This is a genomic window from Streptomyces daliensis (assembly GCF_054782395.1).
This window is the reverse complement of sequence record NZ_BAAGSO010000007.1, coordinates 95,380-112,819: the sequence shown is the minus strand read 5'-3', so window position 1 is coordinate 112,819 and position 17,440 is coordinate 95,380. Positions and strand designations below refer to the sequence as shown.

The 17,440-nt window shown below is 71.4% G+C and carries 13 protein-coding genes; 10 read left to right on the top strand and 3 right to left on the bottom strand.

Going from position 1 to position 17,440, the window contains the following annotated elements:
* The first annotated feature begins 79 nt into the window (after positions 1–79).
* The 4 genes from ACYVOO_RS02105 to ACYVOO_RS02090 all read left to right on the top strand — a co-directional run bounded on the left by ACYVOO_RS02105 (position 80) and on the right by ACYVOO_RS02090 (position 4,424).
* Positions 80–967, top strand: coding sequence for a bifunctional DNA primase/polymerase (locus ACYVOO_RS02105; RefSeq protein ID WP_461013933.1), 888 nt, complete (start codon positions 80–82; stop codon positions 965–967).
* A 3-nt stretch (positions 968–970) separates the two neighbouring features.
* Complete coding sequence (locus ACYVOO_RS02100; RefSeq protein ID WP_461013932.1) at positions 971–2,446, top strand: ATP-binding protein; 1,476 nt, start codon at positions 971–973, stop codon at positions 2,444–2,446.
* 420 nt (positions 2,447–2,866) lie between these two features.
* Positions 2,867–3,112 carry a helix-turn-helix domain-containing protein gene (locus tag ACYVOO_RS02095; protein WP_461013931.1) on the top strand — a complete coding sequence of 82 codons (246 nt, stop codon included), beginning with the start codon at positions 2,867–2,869 and terminating at the stop codon, positions 3,110–3,112.
* Between the two features lie 73 nt (positions 3,113–3,185).
* Positions 3,186–4,424 carry a tyrosine-type recombinase/integrase gene (locus ACYVOO_RS02090; protein WP_461013930.1) on the top strand — a complete coding sequence of 413 codons (1,239 nt, stop codon included), beginning with the start codon at positions 3,186–3,188 and terminating at the stop codon, positions 4,422–4,424.
* Positions 4,425–4,445: 21 nt separating this feature from the next.
* Here the strand turns inward: ACYVOO_RS02090 and ACYVOO_RS02085 are convergent, their stop codons facing one another.
* On the bottom strand, positions 4,446–5,333 hold the full coding sequence (locus ACYVOO_RS02085; RefSeq protein ID WP_461013929.1) for a CAP domain-containing protein: 888 nt from the start codon (positions 5,331–5,333) through the stop codon (positions 4,446–4,448).
* Positions 5,334–5,633: 300 nt separating this feature from the next.
* Here ACYVOO_RS02085 and ACYVOO_RS02080 point away from each other — a divergent pair, with 300 nt between their 5' ends.
* The 4 genes from ACYVOO_RS02080 to ACYVOO_RS02065 all read left to right on the top strand — a co-directional run bounded on the left by ACYVOO_RS02080 (position 5,634) and on the right by ACYVOO_RS02065 (position 11,961).
* Positions 5,634–5,912 carry an acylphosphatase gene (locus ACYVOO_RS02080; RefSeq protein WP_461013938.1) on the top strand — a complete coding sequence of 93 codons (279 nt, stop codon included), beginning with the start codon at positions 5,634–5,636 and terminating at the stop codon, positions 5,910–5,912.
* A gap of 304 nt (positions 5,913–6,216) precedes the next feature.
* The gene (locus ACYVOO_RS02075) at positions 6,217–6,432 is read left to right on the top strand and encodes a hypothetical protein (RefSeq protein WP_461013928.1); all 216 of its coding nucleotides are present in this window, start codon (positions 6,217–6,219) and stop codon (positions 6,430–6,432) included.
* A 221-nt stretch (positions 6,433–6,653) separates the two neighbouring features.
* Complete coding sequence (smc, locus tag ACYVOO_RS02070) at positions 6,654–10,286, top strand: chromosome segregation protein SMC (RefSeq protein ID WP_461013927.1); 3,633 nt, start codon at positions 6,654–6,656, stop codon at positions 10,284–10,286.
* Between the two features lie 250 nt (positions 10,287–10,536).
* Positions 10,537–11,961, top strand: a complete 1,425-nt coding sequence (locus ACYVOO_RS02065) for a sugar porter family MFS transporter (RefSeq protein WP_461013926.1) — start codon at positions 10,537–10,539, stop codon at positions 11,959–11,961.
* 123 nt (positions 11,962–12,084) lie between these two features.
* Here ACYVOO_RS02065 and ACYVOO_RS02060 read toward each other — a convergent pair whose 3' ends face one another.
* Positions 12,085–13,083 (bottom strand): LLM class flavin-dependent oxidoreductase, encoded by a 999-nt coding sequence (locus tag ACYVOO_RS02060; protein WP_461013925.1) that lies wholly within the window; start codon positions 13,081–13,083, stop codon positions 12,085–12,087.
* A 77-nt stretch (positions 13,084–13,160) separates the two neighbouring features.
* Between ACYVOO_RS02060 and ftsY the strand changes: the two genes are divergently transcribed.
* Entirely contained in the window at positions 13,161–14,378 is a 1,218-nt protein-coding gene (gene ftsY, locus ACYVOO_RS02055; protein WP_461013924.1) for a signal recognition particle-docking protein FtsY, read from the top strand.
* A 205-nt stretch (positions 14,379–14,583) separates the two neighbouring features.
* Here the strand turns inward: ftsY and ACYVOO_RS02050 are convergent, their stop codons facing one another.
* Entirely contained in the window at positions 14,584–15,288 is a 705-nt protein-coding gene (locus ACYVOO_RS02050; RefSeq protein WP_461013923.1) for a bifunctional DNA primase/polymerase, read from the bottom strand.
* 320 nt (positions 15,289–15,608) lie between these two features.
* Between ACYVOO_RS02050 and ACYVOO_RS02045 the strand changes: the two genes are divergently transcribed.
* Entirely contained in the window at positions 15,609–17,186 is a 1,578-nt protein-coding gene (locus tag ACYVOO_RS02045) for a hypothetical protein (RefSeq protein WP_461013922.1), read from the top strand.
* The last annotated feature ends 254 nt before the right edge of the window (positions 17,187–17,440 follow it).

The window sequence follows — 17,440 nt, the reverse complement described above, 5'->3', positions numbered from 1 at the left end:
AGGGCGGCCCCCGTCTCGCCAAAGTCCGGGGCCGCCCTCATCCATCCGTCCCTCAACAGACCTGATGGAGGTCTCCAGCATGACCCAACCCACCGACATCCGGCGAGCGCGGAACAGGCCGCGTCTGCTGAGCGCCGCCCTGGGCACCGCGTTGGAACTCGCGGCGTCCGGTGTCCCGGTGCTGCCGCTGCGGGCCGGGAAGGTGCCGTTCGGCAACTGCCCGGCGTGCGCCAACAACGTCTGCGGTGGTCGGCCGAACATGAAGACCGCAGGCCCCTGCCGCTGCCCGGCCCCTTGCCACGGGTGGGCCGCCGCCACCATCGACCCGGACGTCATCGACTCTGGCCCCTGGCGGCACGCGTGGCGTGGGGCGGCGGCTGTCGCCTACCACCCGGGCGGGGCCGGGCTGACTGTCGTGGACCTGGACGACGCGGCGGCGGTCGCCTGGGCCCGCACCGCCCTGCCCGCCACCCGGACCGTGCCGACGACGCGGGGTGAGCACTGGATCTACCGGGGCGCCATGCGGTCGGTGAACGCGGTGAGGCCGGGCGTGGACATCAAGTCCACGATGGCCTACGCCCGCTGGCTCGGCCCCGGAACCGGCACCCTCGCGGACCTGCCGGAGGCCGTGCGCGAGCTGGCCGTGAAGGAGCGCCCCACGGCACGGCCCGTGCCGCAGGTCATCAGCGTGCCCGCCGGGGCCGGGGGCGGGGAGTGCCGTCACCGCACCCCCGCCTACCTGGAACGCGGCATCACGATGGCGGAGCAGCGCATCAGGGAGGCCCGCAGCGCGATCCACGCGACCGTCTACCGCACCTTCCTGGCGGTGCTGGCCACGCACGGCCGGTGCGGCTGCCTCACCGACACCCACGTCGCCCGGTTGTTCACGGCCGCGCAGGCCAAGGGCGAAACGCTGAGGCACTGCACGGACGCGTGGACCAACGCCCGCACCGCCCTGGGGATGTGAGCCATGTCCGAGGACGAGAAGACCCCGGCCCGCGAGGTCATCACCGACTACGCCCAAGCCCACTTCCGCTACTTCCGCACCGCCGACGGCACCGTGTACGCGCAGAAGAACGGCCACCCCGTGGCCCGCCCCATCCGCTCCCAAGGGACCACCGGCAGCCACCGACAGGAACTCATGGTCGGACTCTTCCGCGACGGCGTAGGCGTGTTCAACGGCACCGCGCTCAAGGAGGCGTTGGACTTGATCGAAGCACTCGCGCTCACCGAGGACGTACAGCCCACACACATCCGCGTCGCCCCCGGCTTCGACGGCGCCACGTGGCTGGACCTGGGACGGGCCGACGGACAGTCCGTGCGCATCCACCCCACCGGCTGGGACATCACTACCCCTGACCCGCGTGAGGTGTGCTGGCGCCGCACCCAGCTCACCGGAGAACTGCCCCTCCCGGCCAGGGACACCGACGGCAAGGGCATCGACCTGCTACTGCGGCTGTGCAACTTCGCCAGCGCGGAGACTGAGTGCCTGGCCCTCGCCTGGCTGATCGGCTGCCTGGGCCCGTCCGTGCCGGTGCCCGCCCCCTTCCTCACCGGGCCGCAGGGGGCGGGCAAGTCCACCGGGGGGCGGATGCTGGTGCGGATCATCGAGGGTATGAGCGGTGACCTGCGCCGCGCACCGAAGGATGAGGAGAACCTGATTGCGGCGGTGGCGGCCGGGTGGGTCACGGCGCTGGACAACCTCTCGCACCTGACCCCGGATCTCTCCGATGCCGTGTGCTGCATCGTCACGGGCGCGGAGAGCGTCAAGCGGGCTCTGTTCACTGACGGGGACGTGTTCCGCGTCGGCTACCGCCGCCCCCTGCTGCTGACCGGCATCGACGTGGGCGTGATCCGTGGCGACCTCGCGGAACGGCTTCTGCCGCTGCGTCTGGAGAGGCCCCGCGTGCGGCGGACCGAGGCGGAGCTGTGGACCGAGTTCGAGGAGATCCTGCCCGTCGTCCTCGGGTCGCTCCTGGACCTGACGGTCAAGGTGCGCGCGGCCGAGGCCGAGACTCCGACCGATCTGCGGATGGCGGACTTCGCGCACTTGTGCGCGCAACTGGACGCCGCGACCGGCTTCGGCGCGCTGGCCGCCTACCGGGCCAGCCTGGACGACCTGAATGACGACGTGATCGAGGGTGACCTGCTGGCGCAGACCGTGTTGCAGCACGCCGCCAGCATGGAGCCGGGCGCGGCGCAGCGGATGACCTCCACTGAGTGGCTGTACCACCTCAGCCGCCTCTACGCGGGCGAGGAACTGCGGCCCCTGCCTAAGGGCTGGCCGACCACGGGCAAGGTCCTCTCCGACCGGCTCAAGCGCCTCCAGCCCACCCTTGCCGCCCGGGGCGTCCTCATCGACTCCGGCCGCACCCGCGAGGGCCGCTACCTGGAGATGACCCGACAGGCACCCCAACCCCCACAGGAACAGGGCGAGGTCTTCTGACCCGCCGCTGTGGCCGCTCGGACAAGCAAGAAGAGCACCCGGTCAGGCGACGACGCGTGCTCCTCTTGCTGTTCGGCGCAGCGCGCCGCCCAAAGGACGCGCCGCGAAGCGGCTCCTTCTTCACGCCCTGAGCGCACCGCACCACCACAGACACCCCCTCTCTTTTTCCTAAGAGAGGAATCCTGCGTCACCTGCGTCACCCACAGGCTGAATGTGGCCCCTGGCCTGCGGTGACAGCCGTGACGCAGACGGCTAATGGCTGCGTCACCCTGCGTCATCCACGTCACGGATGACGCACCCCCGCACCCCTGCGTCACCCAAACCCGCAGGCCAGAGCCATGCATGACGCACATGACGCGGTGACGCAGAAATCCCAACCTCGGACACACAAGGGCCCGTGACTCGACTTCAGAGGACCCCATGAGCCGAACCCGGTCCGCTCGCCCCGACCCCCGCGCCACCCTTCGGGGCGGCCTACCTGACCGCTACCTCACCCCCGACGACATCGCCGAGATCTTCGGCGTCCCCCTCGAAACCGTCTACCAGTGGCGGAAGAAACGCACCGGACCGCCCGGCTTCCGCATCGGCAAGCACGTGCGCTACGACCCCGCCGACGTACGGACGTACGTCACCCAGCAGAAGAGCGGCGACCTAGCCGCCGCCTAGAAAACACCACATAACCCAGGGGAGGGCCCCACCAGGGCCCTCCCCTCTTCATGCCCAGAGGAGATCCGGACACATGGCAGGCCACATCCAAGACCGCTGGTACAAGACCGAAGAAGACCCTGACGGCAAGACCCGCCGCATCAAGACCGCGCGATACGGCAAGGGCATGCGCTACCGCGCCCGCTACATCGGCCCCGACGGCACCGAGAAGTCCAAGAGCTTCCCAGACGGCCAGAAGCGCCGCGCTGAACAATGGCTGTCCAAGATTGAGACGGACATGGCCAGCGGCCAGTACATCGACCCGGCCGTTGGTCGGATCACCTTCGAGCGGTTCGCCGTTGATGTGTGGATGCCGACGCAGACGACGGACCCGGCCACGCGTGAGTCTGTGGAGATGCGGCTACGGCTGCACGCTTTCCCCCACATCGGTGGCAGGGCCATGGACGCGTTCAAGTCGTCGGATCTGAAGCTGTGGATGCGGTGCCTGGAAGAGGCGGGGCTGTCGGCCGCGTACCGGCGTGGCATCTTCGCGCACGTCTCCACAGTCTTCAGTGCTGCGGTGGAGGAGCGCATCATTCGCGAGAACCCCTGTAGCGCGCGCTCCGTGAAGCCTCCTCAGCGCGACTCGCGCAGGATGCGGCCGTGGTCGACTGACCGAGTGACCGCAGTGCGAGAGGCGTTGCCGGAGCGCTACGAAGCGACGGTTGATCCGGCCGCTGGTTGCGGCATGCGACAGGGTGAGGTCTTCGGGCTGGCACTTGAGGACATCGACAGGTCCAAGGGCGTCGTCCACATAGTCCGTCAGGTCAAGCTCTTGCGCGGGGGGCCGATCTTCGCTCCGCCGAAGGGAGGGAAGGAACGCGACGTCCCGTTGCCCAACGCCGTGGACGTCGGGCTGACGGGGCATATGGCTAGGCACAAGCCTGTGGCTGTCACTCTGCCGTGGGGCAGCCTGTCCGGCCCGCTTGTCACGGCCTTCCTCATCTTCACGAGCCCCGGAGGGCTTCCGCTGGACAGGAACAGGTTCAACCATCGGGTCTGGAAGCCTGCGCTTCGGATCGCGGGTGTGCCAGCGGGGCGTGAGAACGGCATGCATGCGCTCCGGCACTTCTATGCCTCGGTGCTCCTGGACGCTGGGGAGAGCATCAAGGCGGTGAGCGAGTACCTCGGGCACCATGACCCCGGCTTCACGCTTCGCATCTACACGCACCTGATGCCCACGAGCGAGTCAAGGAGTAGGGCCGCAGTCGACCGCGTCTTGGGGTCCGCTTCCGGATCTGACGGCCCAGACGCGGCCCATCGCCCCGACTAAGGGTTCTGACCTGCGGTTTTCCTAGAAGCCGAAGTCCTGCGTCCACCACGGGCCGCCCTCGGCGAAGTGCGCGCCGACGCCCAGCGTGCGGTAGTCGCAGTTGAGGATGTTCGCCTTGTGGCCCGGGCTGTTCATCCAGGAGTCCATCACCGACTGCGCGTTCGCCTGCCCGCGGGCGATGTTCTCGCCGCCGAGGTCGTCTATGCCCTGTTCCTCGGCGCGGTCCCAGGGGCTCTGGCCGTCGGGCGAGGTGTGGTCGAAGAAGCCGAGCCTGGCCATGTCCTCGCTGAAGTCACCGGCGAGCGTGGCCAGCTCGGAGTCGGCGGTCACGGGCTTGCAGCCCGCCTGGGCTCGCTCCTGGTTGACCAGGCTCAGCACCTCGGCCTCCGCCGCTGCCTCGGGCCCCGAGGAGCCCGTCGTGCCGCCGCGGTTCCCGGAACCCTCGGTCTCGGCCTTGCCGCCGCCGCTGCCCGCCCGTGACGCCGAGGAGTCGCCGTCGCCCTTGTTGTCCGAGGGCTGCCGCGACGGCGAACCGGAGGGCTTCTCGGAGGGCTTGCCGGAATCGGAGGGCTGCGCCGAAGGGGCGGTCTTGCGGTCCGCGTCGCGGCTCGAACCCGGGTCGCGTTCAGAGGCGGAGGGAGAAGTGGGGGAGGGGGCCCGGGTCTGTGGGTCCGGCGGTCCGCCCGCCTGGACGCTGTCGGCGCCCTGGCCGCCGCCGAGGGCACCGGGCCCGGGTATCAGCCCGGAGGCCACGGCCACCGCGCCCACCGCGAGCGCGGCGGAAGCGCCGAGCAGGCCGGTGCGTACGGGGGCGGGGCCGCGTTTCCCGTGTGCCCGGTGCCGGTGGGCACCGGGGGCGGGGGCGCGGTCGGGGGAAGGAGCTGCGGTAACGCGTCGATGGCGGCCCATCTCTGCTGTCCTCACAATGCTCGGCGGTCGCTCGTCGTCACTTTTCCCACTCATCACCCACACGAGTGGGCCTCATTGGTGCGGGACTGTACGGCATGACGGAGGGGGCGGATGTGCCTCCCGGAGAAATGTCCGGATAGCGTGCAGGCCATGGCTGCGAGCACATCGAACACACCGGACGACGGTGCGGAAACGGGTCAGGGCGCCCCAGGGGCCGCTCCCGGTGCCGGTACCGACGCGGAAACCGGCCCCGGAACCGGAACGGAAGACGGAGGCCGAAGCGGAGGCGCGAGCGGCGCCGTGGAGCGGGCCCGGCTGACCGCCTGGGTGCGGGGACAGGTACAGGGCGTCGGCTTCCGCTGGTTCACCCGGGCGTGCGCCCTGCGCATCGGCGGCCTCGTCGGCTTCGCCCTCAACCTGGGCGACGGCCGGGTCCAGGTGGTGGCCGAGGGGGCGCGCGCGGACTGCGAGGAACTGCTGGAATGGCTGCGTACGGGCGACACGCCGGGGCGCGTGGACGGCGTCACGGAGATCTGGGACGAGCCGAGGGGCGGCTACGACGGCTTCGCGATCCGGTGATCCAAAACGGTTGCCAATCGCGGTCCGGCGTGCAAGGCTCTCGCCAAGCGAGTCAAAGGTGATCAACAAGCCCGTCGAGTCGAGGGCCTCCGCCTCCGGTCCCGAGAGCGCCACGTCATGGCAGCCCGGCGCCGCGGGGTGTGATCGTGTTGACCGTCATACCTTTTGGTGAGACGCTGGGAACCCCGCGCACCTGTGCTGTTTGGTCTTGAGGAAAAGTGCAGAACAAGCACAGCGGGTGTTCATCATCCCCCTCGACCCACCACCGCTTCGGTCGGTCACTCAGTGTGGAGGACCATCCATCATGGCAAAGGCGCTTCTCGGTTACGTCGGCGGCTCCGACCCCCGAGTCCTCGCCGAGATGCGACGGCTTCAGCAGCGTGTCCAGGACCTGGAATCCGAACTCGTTCGGATGCAGGCCGAGAACGACGCTCTTGCGGCCGCCGCCAGGCACCAGGACTCGGTGCTCGAAGGCATCGAACGCATCGACGTATCCAAGGCGGAGCCCGCGCTGACCTGACCAGCCCGCCGGGCCGGTCGGGCTGTGCAACCCACCGCTAAAGAAAAATCTGCGAGGGACGCTTCGGCGTCCCTTCGTCATTTCCCCACCGGTTGCCCGGAACTTCGTTACCGACTGATGTGCCCCTCCCCCTCCCCGGTGAAACCGAAAAAGTCCTATCGGCGCGCAGCGCCGCATCCGGAGGGCCGTCCCGGAGGGCGTGTGGACTAGAGTCCGACGGCGTGCACCTCAAGAGCCTGACACTGCGGGGCTTCAAATCCTTCGCCTCCGCCACGACGCTGCGCTTCGAGCCCGGCATCACGTGTGTCGTCGGCCCCAACGGCTCCGGCAAGTCCAACGTCGTGGACGCGCTCTCCTGGGTCATGGGTGAACAGGGCGCGAAGTCGCTGCGCGGCGGCAAGATGGAGGACGTCATCTTCGCCGGGACGACCGGGCGGCCCCCGCTCGGCCGCGCCGAGGTCTCCCTCACCATCGACAACGCCGACGGTGCCCTCCCCATCGACTACTCCGAGGTCACCATCACGCGGATCATGTTCCGCAACGGTGGCAGCGAGTACCAGATCAACGGCGACACCTGCAGGCTGCTCGACATCCAGGAACTGCTGTCCGACTCCGGCATCGGCCGCGAGATGCACGTCATCGTCGGTCAGGGGCAGCTCGACGGTGTGCTGCACGCCGATCCGACGGGCCGTCGCGCGTTCATCGAGGAGGCGGCGGGCGTCCTCAAGCACCGCAAGCGCAAGGAGAAGGCGCTGCGGAAGCTGGACGCCATGCAGGCGAACCTCTCGCGCGTGCAGGACCTGACCGACGAACTGCGGCGCCAGCTCAAGCCGCTGGGGCGGCAGGCGGCCGTCGCGCGCAAGGCCCAGGTGATCCAGGCCGATCTGCGTGACGCGCGGCTGCGGCTGCTCGCCGACGACCTGGTCACACTGCGTGAAGCCCTGCGCACCGAGGTCGCCGACGAGGCGGCGCTCAAGGAGCGCAAGGAGGCCGTCGAGGCCGAGATGAAGGACGCGCTGCGCCGCGAGGCCGAACTGGAGCAGCAGGTGCGGACGCTGACGCCGCGTCTGGAGCGGGCCCAGCAGACCTGGTACGAGCTGTCCCAGCTGGCCGAGCGCGTGCGCGGCACCGTCGGCCTCGCCGACCAGCGCGTCCAGCACGCGAGCGCGGCCCCCGCCGAGGAGCGGCGCGGCCGTGACCCGGAGGAGATGGAGCGCGAGGCGGCCAGGATCCGCGAGCAGGAGGCGGAGCTGGAGGCCGCGCTGGAGGCGGCGACGAGGGCGCTGGATGACACCGTCGCGCACCGGGCCGAGCTGGAGCGGCGGCTCCAGGAGGAGGAGCGCCGCCTCAAGGACGTCGCGCGGGCCATCGCGGACCGCCGCGAGGGGCTGGCCAGGCTGCACGGCCAGGTCAACGCGGCCCGCAGCCGCGCCTCCTCGGCCCAGGCGGAGATCGACAGGCTGGCCGCCGCACGCGACGAGGCCGGGGAGCGCGCCGCGCGCGCCCAGCGGGAGTACGAGACGCTCCAGGCCGAGGTGGACGGGCTGGACGCCGGGGATCAGGAACTGGCGGAGGAGCACGAGGCGGCCAAGCGCGAGCTGGCCGACGCTGAGGCCGCGCTCACTGCGGCCCGTGAGGCGGCGACGCTGGCCGAGCGCGAGCGTGCCGCGACCTCCGCCAGGCACGACGCGCTGGCCCTCGGACTGCGCCGCAAGGACGGCTCTGGCGCGCTGCTGTCCGCCGCCGACCAGCTCTCCGGGCTGCTCGGTCCCGCCGCCGAACTGCTCGCCGTCGCGCCGGGGTTCGAGGTGCCCGTCGCCGCGGCGCTGGGCGCGGCGGCCGACGCCGTGGCGGTCGCGGACCCGTCGACGGCGGCCGAGGCGCTGCGCCTGCTCCGTAAGCACGACGCCGGACGGGCCGCGCTGCTCCTGGGCTCTGGGGCCGGAGCCGGGGCCGGCGGAGAAGCGGACGCGGCCCCGCCCGGGGGCGACGGCGCGGCGCGGGACTGGTCAGGGGCGCAGAACGTGCGGCGCGACGGGGAGGGCGGGCCCCTTGAGGCGGCCGGCCTGGTGCGCGGGCCCACGGCGCTGATGCCCGCCGTACGGACGCTGCTGCGCGACGTGGTCGTCGTCGGGACGCTGGAGGAAGCGGAGGAACTGCTCGCGCGGCGCCCCGAGCTGAAGGCGGTCACCGAGGAGGGCGACCTGCTGGGCGCCCACTTCGCGCAGGGCGGCTCGGCGGGCGCTCCCAGCCTGCTGGAGGCGCAGGCGGCCGTCGACGAGGCGGCGGCGGAGCTGGAGGAACTGGCGGCGCGCTGCGAGGAGCTGGACGCCGCGCAGGAACGGGCCAAGGAGCACCGGAGGGAGTGCGCGGCACGCGTCGAGGAGCTGGGTGCGCGCCGCAGCGCGGCCGACAGGGAGAAGTCCCAGGTCGCGGGCCGTCTCGGACAGCTCGGCGGCCAGGCGAGGGCGGCCGGGGGCGAGGCCGAGCGCTCAGCCGCTGCGGTCGCCAAGGCCGAGGAGGCGCTTCAGCGGGCGACGGAGCAGGCGGAGGAGCTGGCCGAACGGCTGGCCGTCGCCGAGGAGGCGCAGGAGGATGAGGAGACCGAGCCGGACACGTCCGTACGGGACAGGCTGTCGGCCGACGGCGCCAACGCGCGGCAGACCGAGATGGAGGCCCGCCTCCAGGTCCGTACGCACGAGGAGCGCGTGAAGTCCCTCGCCGGACGCGCCGACTCCCTCGACCGAGGGGCGCGCGCCGAGCGCGAGGCGCGGGCGCGCGCGGAGCAGCGTCGGGCCAGGATGCGGCACGAGGCCGAGGTGGCGGGCGCCGTGGCGAGCGGGGCGCGGCAGTTGTTGGCACACATCGAGGTGTCCCTCGTACGGGCGACCGAGGCCCGCGAGAGCGCGGAGCGCGCGAAGAGCGAGCGCGAGCAGGCACTGACCGCCGAGCGCAACCAGGGCCGTGAGCTGAAGGACGAGCTGGACAAGCTGACGGACTCGGTGCACCGGGGCGAGGTGCTGGGTGCCGAGAAGCGGATGCGCGTCGAGCAGCTGGAGACGAAGGCGCTGGAGGAGCTGGGCGTGGAGCCCGCCGGGCTCGTCGGCGAGTACGGGCCCGACCAGCTCGTGCCGCCCTCGCCCCCCGCCGAGGGCGAGGAGCTGCCCGAGGACCCGGAGCATCCGCGCAACAAGCCGGTGCCGTTCGTCCGTGCGGAGCAGGAGAAGCGGCTGCGCGCGGCGGAGCGCGCGTACCAGAAGCTGGGGAAGATCAATCCGCTGGCGCTGGAGGAGTTCGCGGCGCTGGAGGAGCGGCACCAGTTCCTCAGCGAGCAACTGGAGGACCTGAAGAAGACGCGTACCGACCTGCTTCAGGTCGTGAAGGAGGTCGACGAGCGCGTCGAGCAGGTCTTCACGGAGGCGTACTACGACACGGCCCGCGAGTTCGAGGGCGTCTTCTCGCGGCTGTTCCCCGGCGGCGAGGGGCGGCTGGTGCTGACGGACCCGGACGACATGCTGGCGACGGGGGTCGATGTGGAGGCCCGTCCGCCCGGCAAGAAGGTCAAGCGGCTCTCGCTGCTCTCGGGCGGCGAGCGCTCGCTGACGGCCGTGGCGCTGCTGGTCTCCATCTTCAAGGCCAGACCCAGCCCGTTCTACGTGATGGACGAGGTCGAGGCGGCCCTGGACGACACCAACCTCCAGCGGCTGATCCGGATCATGGAGGAGCTGAAGGACAGCTCCCAGCTCATCGTGATCACGCACCAGAAGCGGACGATGGAGGTCGCCGACGCGCTGTACGGCGTCTCGATGCAGGGCGACGGCGTCTCGAAGGTCATCAGCCAGCGGCTGAGCTGAGACCGCCCGGCCGAGGCCGACGCGCCGCCCGCACGGGTCCGGCAATCGTTCGGCACTTCACATAGTGAACGTGTGAGGGGTACGTGTGCGAGCAAACTCATCTCTTAAGACCTATTGACTTCGAAACTTGAAGGCATAGTCTCTGCAACGTCACTTTTACCTTCAACTGGTGGGTCGGCCCCTCGTGTGCCCCACTGGAAGGTGACGTCACCGAGCCCGGCACCGCCGCCGGGCACCGCAGGAGAGCACCTTGACCAGCACCTCGCAGATGGCGCAGCCCGCGGCAGGCAGTCAGCCGGCCCCGCTCGGCCGCGTCGTCTTCATCACCGCCTCCGCAGCGATGGGCGGCTTCCTCTTCGGCTACGACAGCTCCGTGATCAACGGCGCGGTCGAGGCCGTACGCGGCAGGTTCGACATCGGCTCCGCACTCCTCGCGCAGGTCATCGCCGCCGCCCTCATCGGCAGCGCCATCGGCGCCGCCATCGCCGGACGCATCGCCGACCGCATCGGCCGTATCCGCGTGATGCAGATCGCGGCGGTGCTCTTCACCGTCAGCGCGGTCGGCTCGGCGCTCCCCTTCGCGCTGTGGGACCTGGCGATGTGGCGGGTACTGGGCGGCGTCGCCATCGGCATGGCGTCGGTGATCGGCCCGGCCTACATCGCCGAGGTGTCACCGCCTGCCTACCGGGGCCGCCTCGCCTCCTTCCAGCAGGGCGCGATCGTCCTGGGCATCGCGGTCTCCCAGCTCGTCAACTGGGGCATCCTCAACCTCGCCGACGGTGACCAGCGCGGCAAGCTCGCCGGGCTCGAGGCCTGGCAGTGGATGCTCGGCATCATGGTGATCCCCGCGATCGTCTACTTCCTGCTCTCCTTCGTGATCCCCGAGTCCCCGCGCTTCCTGATCTCCGCGGGGCGCCAGGCCAAGGCGCGCGAGGTCCTCGCGAGGGTCGAGGGCGACCACGAGAAGCTGGACGCGCGCCTCGCCGAGATCGAAGAGGCGATGCACACCGAGCACAAGTCCAGCTTCCGTGACCTGCTCGGCGGGCGCTTCGGCTTCCTGCCCATCGTCTGGATCGGCATCTTCCTGTCGCTGTTCCAGCAGCTCGTCGGCATCAACGTCGTCTTCTACTACTCGTCGACGCTGTGGCAGTCCGTGGGCATCAACCCGGAGAGCTCGTTCTTCTACTCGTTCACGACCTCGATCGTGAACATCCTCGGCACCGTCATCGCGATGCTCTTCGTCGACAAGATCGGCCGCAAGCCGCTGGCCCTCATCGGCTCCATCGGCATGGCGGTCTCCCTCGCGCTCGTCGCCTGGGCCTTCTCCGCCAAGGAGACGGTCAAGGGCGAGGTGCACCTGCCCGACGCGCAGGGCATGGTCGCGCTGATCGGTGCCCACACCTTCACCCTGTTCTTCGCGCTCTCGTGGGGCGTCGTCGTCTGGGTGCTGCTCGGCGAGATCTTCCCGAGCAAGATCCGTGCCGCCGCGCTCGGCGTCGCCGCCTCCGCGCAGTGGATCGCGAACTGGGCCATCACCGCCAGCTTCCCGAGCCTCTCGGAGTGGAACCTGTCGGCCACGTACGTGATCTACACGATCTTCGCCCTGCTCTCGATTCCGTTCCTGCTCAAGTGGGTGCCGGAACCGAAGGGCAAGGCGTTGGAGGAGATGGGCTAAACACCCCGCCGCCCCTCTCCTCGGCAACGAGAGCTGCCCCGGTCCCTGGTCCGTGCCAGGTGCCGGGGCAGCGCCATGTCGCCATGTCCGGGTTCCCGCGTCCCCGGGTTCCCGCGTCCGCGCTCAGCCCTCCAGGCGCGGCAGCACCCGTTCCCCCAGCAGGTGGAGGGAGCGCCAGCCCTCGTCCACCGGCATCCCGCCGCACAGCGGGTGCAGGGTGAGCTGCCCCGAAGCGCGGGCCAGCTCGACGCACTCCTCGGGCGTGACGAAGCGGTAGATCCCCTCGGCCCGCAGATCCTCGACGCTGCGGGCCCCCGAGCGCACGGCGGAGTGCACGTCCGAGGTCTGCCAGGAGGCGTACGTACGGGCCTCGTACAGGAAGTGCTCGCCCAGCGTCGCCCACGCCCGGTCCGGATCCTCGGTGACGTGCAGCAGCGACTGGTCCGACGGAGGCATCATGCACAGCCCTCGGTCCTCGGTACCGTGCCGCGCGCACTGCTCGTAGTAGTACGCCTCCAGCTCCGGCAGATGCGCCGCGACGAACAAAGGCAGCCCGAGCCGCGCCGCACGGCGCGCCGCAGGACGCGACGAGCCGCCCGCGAAGAGCATCGGCCGGGGCTTCGAGTACGGGCGGGGCGTGACGCGGACCGTACGCCCCCGGAAGGGGAACGGCTCGCCCGTCCACGCGGCGAGCAGCGTCTCCAGCGCCTCGTCCTGGAGGCGGCCCCGCTCCTTCCACTCCACCCCCAGCGCCTCGTACTCCTCCGGCCGGTAGCCGATCCCGGCCACCGTCACCAGGCGTCCGCCGCTGGCCAGGTCGAGGACGGCGATCTCCTCGGCGAGCCGCAGCGGGTCGTACAGCGGGGCGATCACCGCGCACGCGGTCACCGTCAGCCGTCTGGTCCTGCCGAGGATCAGTCCGGCCAGGGTCAGGGGCGCGGGAAGCCAGCCGTCGGGGGAGCCGTGGTGCTCCTCCACGATGGCTGAGGTGATCCCGCTCTCGTCCGCGTAGGCCGCCATGTCGAGGGCCGCGCGGTAGCGGTCGTGGAGCCGTGCGGGCGCGCCGTCGTCGGCGGGCCCCGGCTGGACGAGGTTGAAGCGCACGCTGCTGAGTACCGTCACGGGCGCGGACCGTAGCGGAGCGCGCCCGAAGAGGGAATGACCGCGAATGCTTGACGGTCGCGGATACTGGACGGGCTATGGAAATCGTCATCCTTGTAGTAGTCATCGCCGTGGTCGCGCTGGCCGCGATCAGCGGGCTCGTGGTCAGCGGCCGTAAGAAGAAGGCCGCCAGGCCCGAGCAGCCCGAATCCGCCACCGAGACCACCACCGCACCGCCCGCCGAACCCCACGTCGGCGAGGACGCCGAGGGCAGGCCCGAGGGGGAGCGCAGGACGATCGAAGAGGTCGGCCTGCCGGACGCCGAGGCCCCCGCGGCGGAGGCCGAGGCGCCCGCAGCCCCGGCCGAGCCCGAGGTGGAGACGCCCGAACCGTCGGCGGGACGGCTGGTGCGCCTGCGCGCCCGGCTGTCGCGCTCGCAGAACTCCCTCGGCAAGGGACTGCTCACGCTCCTCTCGCGCGAGCACCTGGACGAGGACACCTGGGAGGAGATCGAGGACACCCTGCTGGCCGCCGACGTCGGCGTCGCGCCGACCCAGGAGCTGGTGGAGCGGCTGCGCGAGCGGGTCAAGGTGCTCGGCACCCGTACGCCCGACGAGCTGCGCGCACTGCTGCGCGAAGAGCTGCTGACGCTGGTCGGCCCCGATCTGGACCGCACCGTGCACACCGAGACCCGGGGCGCCGTGGACCGTCCGGGTGTCGTCCTGGTCGTCGGGGTCAACGGCACGGGCAAGACCACCACGACCGGCAAGCTGGCCCGCGTCCTGGTTGCCGATGGCAAGTCGGTCGTCCTGGGCGCGGCCGACACCTTCCGCGCCGCCGCCGCCGACCAGCTCCAGACCTGGGGCGAGCGCGTCGGCGCCCGCACCGTGCGCGGGCCCGAGGCGGGCGACCCCGCCTCCGTCGCCTTCGACGCCGTCAAGCAGGGCACGGAGGCCGGTGCCGAGGTCGTCCTCATCGACACGGCGGGCCGTCTGCACACCAAGACGGGGCTCATGGACGAGCTGGGCAAGGTCAAGCGCGTCGTCGAGAAGCAGGGCCCGGTCGACGAGGTGCTGCTCGTGCTGGACGCCACCACGGGGCAGAACGGGCTCGTCCAGGCCCGCGTCTTCGCCGAGGTCGTGGACATCACGGGCATCGTGCTCACCAAGCTGGACGGCACGGCCAAGGGCGGCATCGTCGTCGCCGTCCAGCGCGAGCTGGGCGTCCCCGTGAAGCTGGTCGGCCTGGGCGAGGGCGCGGACGACCTGGCGCCCTTCGAGCCGCAGGCGTTCGTGGAGGCGCTGATCGACGGCTGACGGGCACGGGCCCGCCTCGCCGATCGTGTACGACTTCACGTACGACATCGGCCGGTGCGCGGCCTCCCGCGCACGTCGCCCCCATTCCCCCCACCCCCACCCCCGACCCCATTTCCCCTACCCCCACACAGCGCGAAGCGCCCCGCCCCATGGTGCAGATGGGACGGGGCGCGCTCGTGCGGTCGGTGGGGCGGCCGGGCCTTGGCTAACCCGACTGCCGGTTGCAGACGTACGCCAGAGTGCCCAGCAGCAGCCGTGCCTGCGGCGGACGGCCCGCGGCCTCCAGCGTCGGCGGGCGCAGCCAGCGGACCTGGCCGAGCCCCGCCATGTCGGAGGGCGGCGCCGTGATGTGGTCGCCCTCGCCCAGTCCGCGCAGATCGAGCCCCGCGTCGTCCCAGCCCATGCGGTACAGCAGCTCGGGGAGTTCGGCGGCGGCCCCGGGAGCGACGAAGAACCAGGCGCGGCCCGTGGGTGCGACGGCGACGGGCCCCAGCGGCAGGCCCATGCGCTCCAGCCGCACCAGCGCCTGGTGCCCGGCGCCCTCGGCCACCTCGATCACGTCGAAGGCCCGGCCCGTCGGGAGCAGCACGGCGGCGCCCGGCACGGCGCCCCACGCCTCGCTCGCCTCGTCCAGGGTGGCGCCCGCCGGAATCTCCAGGGAGGCGTCGAGCGGATGCGCTCCGGGGGCCGGACAGGCCCGCGCGCCGCACGAGCACTCCACGCGCGCCGAGCGACCGCCGCCGGTGCGCAGGGCGCGGGCCCCCGGCACGACCGGCCAGCCCCACAGCCCCGTGTACTCGGCCACTGCCGTGCACTCGGAGGCGCGGCTGCGTCGCCGGGAGCCGGGGCGCAGCTCTCGAAACTCCCGGATGCCGTTGAGACCGCCGATGGCGCCGATCGTGAAGCCCATGCTCCCTCCAACGGGTCCCGTGTGCCGATGGTTACGACGGCGCTGCGTACAGTGACGACTCCGGTGCCTGCGGGTCCGGCGGCGCGGTCGCATCCCTGTGTCAAGTGAATCGCGAAGAGCCTGGAAGAGGTTCATTCGAAGGGGTGGCGAATGGTGGCGTTTCTGAGGGAACCCTCGCGCGAACGGTGATCGTAGGATTACTTTCGGTACACACAATGCGAGCCCGGCGGCGTGAGTATGCCGGAGGCAAGCCGGGCCGTGACCCGGAGGCATGACGGGCCAGCGACGGCGATGGAGCCGGACGGATGGGGGCGTGACCAGTGGGCGAGGGCGAGAAGCGCCCGAACGAGCGGCTGGATTCGTGGTTCCTGCGGAGTGGCTGGTCGAAGGGCGAGCTTGCGCGGCAGGTCAACCGAAGGGCGCGCCAGATGGGCGCCCACCACATCAGCACGGACACCTCACGCGTGCGCCGCTGGCTCGACGGTGAACAGCCCCGCGAGCCCATCCCCCGCATCCTCTCGGAGCTGTTCTCGGAGCGCTTCGGCTGTGTCGTCGCCGTCGAGGACCTGGGCCTGCGCCCGGCCCGCCCGTCGCCCGCGGCGTCCGGTGTGGACCTGCCCTGGGCGGCCCCGCAGACCGTCTCGATGATCAACGAGTTCTCCCGCAGCGATCTGATGCTGGGGCGGCGCGGCTTCCTCGGCACCTCGCTCGCGATGTCAGCGGGGCCCGCACTGATCGAGCCGATGCAGCGCTGGCTGGTGCCGAGCCCCGGCAGCCCTGGAGGTCCAGGCGGCCCCGGTGCTCCCGGCGGGCCCGGCGCACCAGCCGCAGCCGGCGCCGGTGGCGGCGGTGCGCCGGTGCCCTCCCAGGCGCGGGGGAGCGTCGCGGCAGGCGGTTTCGGGGGGATGCGGCGCGGGCTGAAGCTGTCGGTGCCCGAGCTGGAGCTGCTGGAGCAGACCACGGTGATGTTCCGGCTGTGGGACGCGCAGTGCGGCGGCGGACTGCGGCGCAAGGCGGTCGTCGGCCAGCTCCACGAGGTCACGGACCTCCTCCAGGAGACGCACGCTGAGACGGTCGCCAGGCGGCTGTTCAGCGTCACGGCCGAGCTGGCCGAGCTGGCGGGCTGGATGAGCTACGACATCGGGCTCCAGCCCACGGCGCAGAAGTATTTCGTGCTCGCGCTCCACGCCGCCAAGGAGGCGGGCGACCGCCCCCTCGGCTCGTTCATCCTCAGCAAGATGGGCCGTCAGATGATCCACCTGGGCCGTGCCGAGGACGCGCTGGAGCTGATCCACCTCGCGCAGTACGGCAGCAGGGAAGGAGCCACGGCGCGCACGCAGTCCATGCTGTATGCGATGGAGGCCCGCGCCTACGCGAACATGGGCCAGCCGGGCAAGTGCAAGCGTGCCGTGCGGATGGCCGAGGACACCTTCCAGGACGTCGACGCGGCGGAGGGCGCCGAGCCCGACTGGATCCGCTTCTTCTCCGAGGCGGAGCTGAACGCGGAGACGGCCCACTCCTACCGCGATCTGGCCTACTTCTCGGGCCGCAGCCCCACCTACGCCTCACTGGCGCGGCCCGCGATGGAGCGCGCCGTCGAGCTGTTCCGGCGCGAGGCCGAGGAGGCGGAGGGGGGCGGCCACCGCAGGTCCTACGCGCTCAACCTCATCGGAATGGCCAGCGTGCACCTGCTCCAGAGGGAGCCCGAGCGCTGCGTCGTGCGTGCCGAGGAGGCCATCGACGTGGCGAAGCGACTGCGCTCGGAGCGGGTCAACAACAAGCTGCGGATGACGGCGGCCTCCGCCGCGCAGGACTTCGGCGACGTGGACGAGGTCGTCAAGCTCAACAAGCGGATGGCGGCGGAGCTGCCGGACGGCGAGGCGGCGCTGGCGGGCTGACGGCCCCCGGCCCCCCCCGGCGCGAGCCCCCTCCCGCGCGGCGCACGAGGCCCGTGAACTCCGGCCGCGGCAGCCACCGACGACAGCCCGACTCGGCTCCCCCGCGCCAGGTCGATCCAGGTGACTGCCGCGGCCGGTCCCGTCGCTCTCCGCGTTTCGCCTTGTGCCCGCCGACGTCCGCCAGAGAATAACGGGGAGATCGCGACGGCGGCCCCCAGTTCATCCCGGCGTAACACCGGCCCGCCCATCGTCAC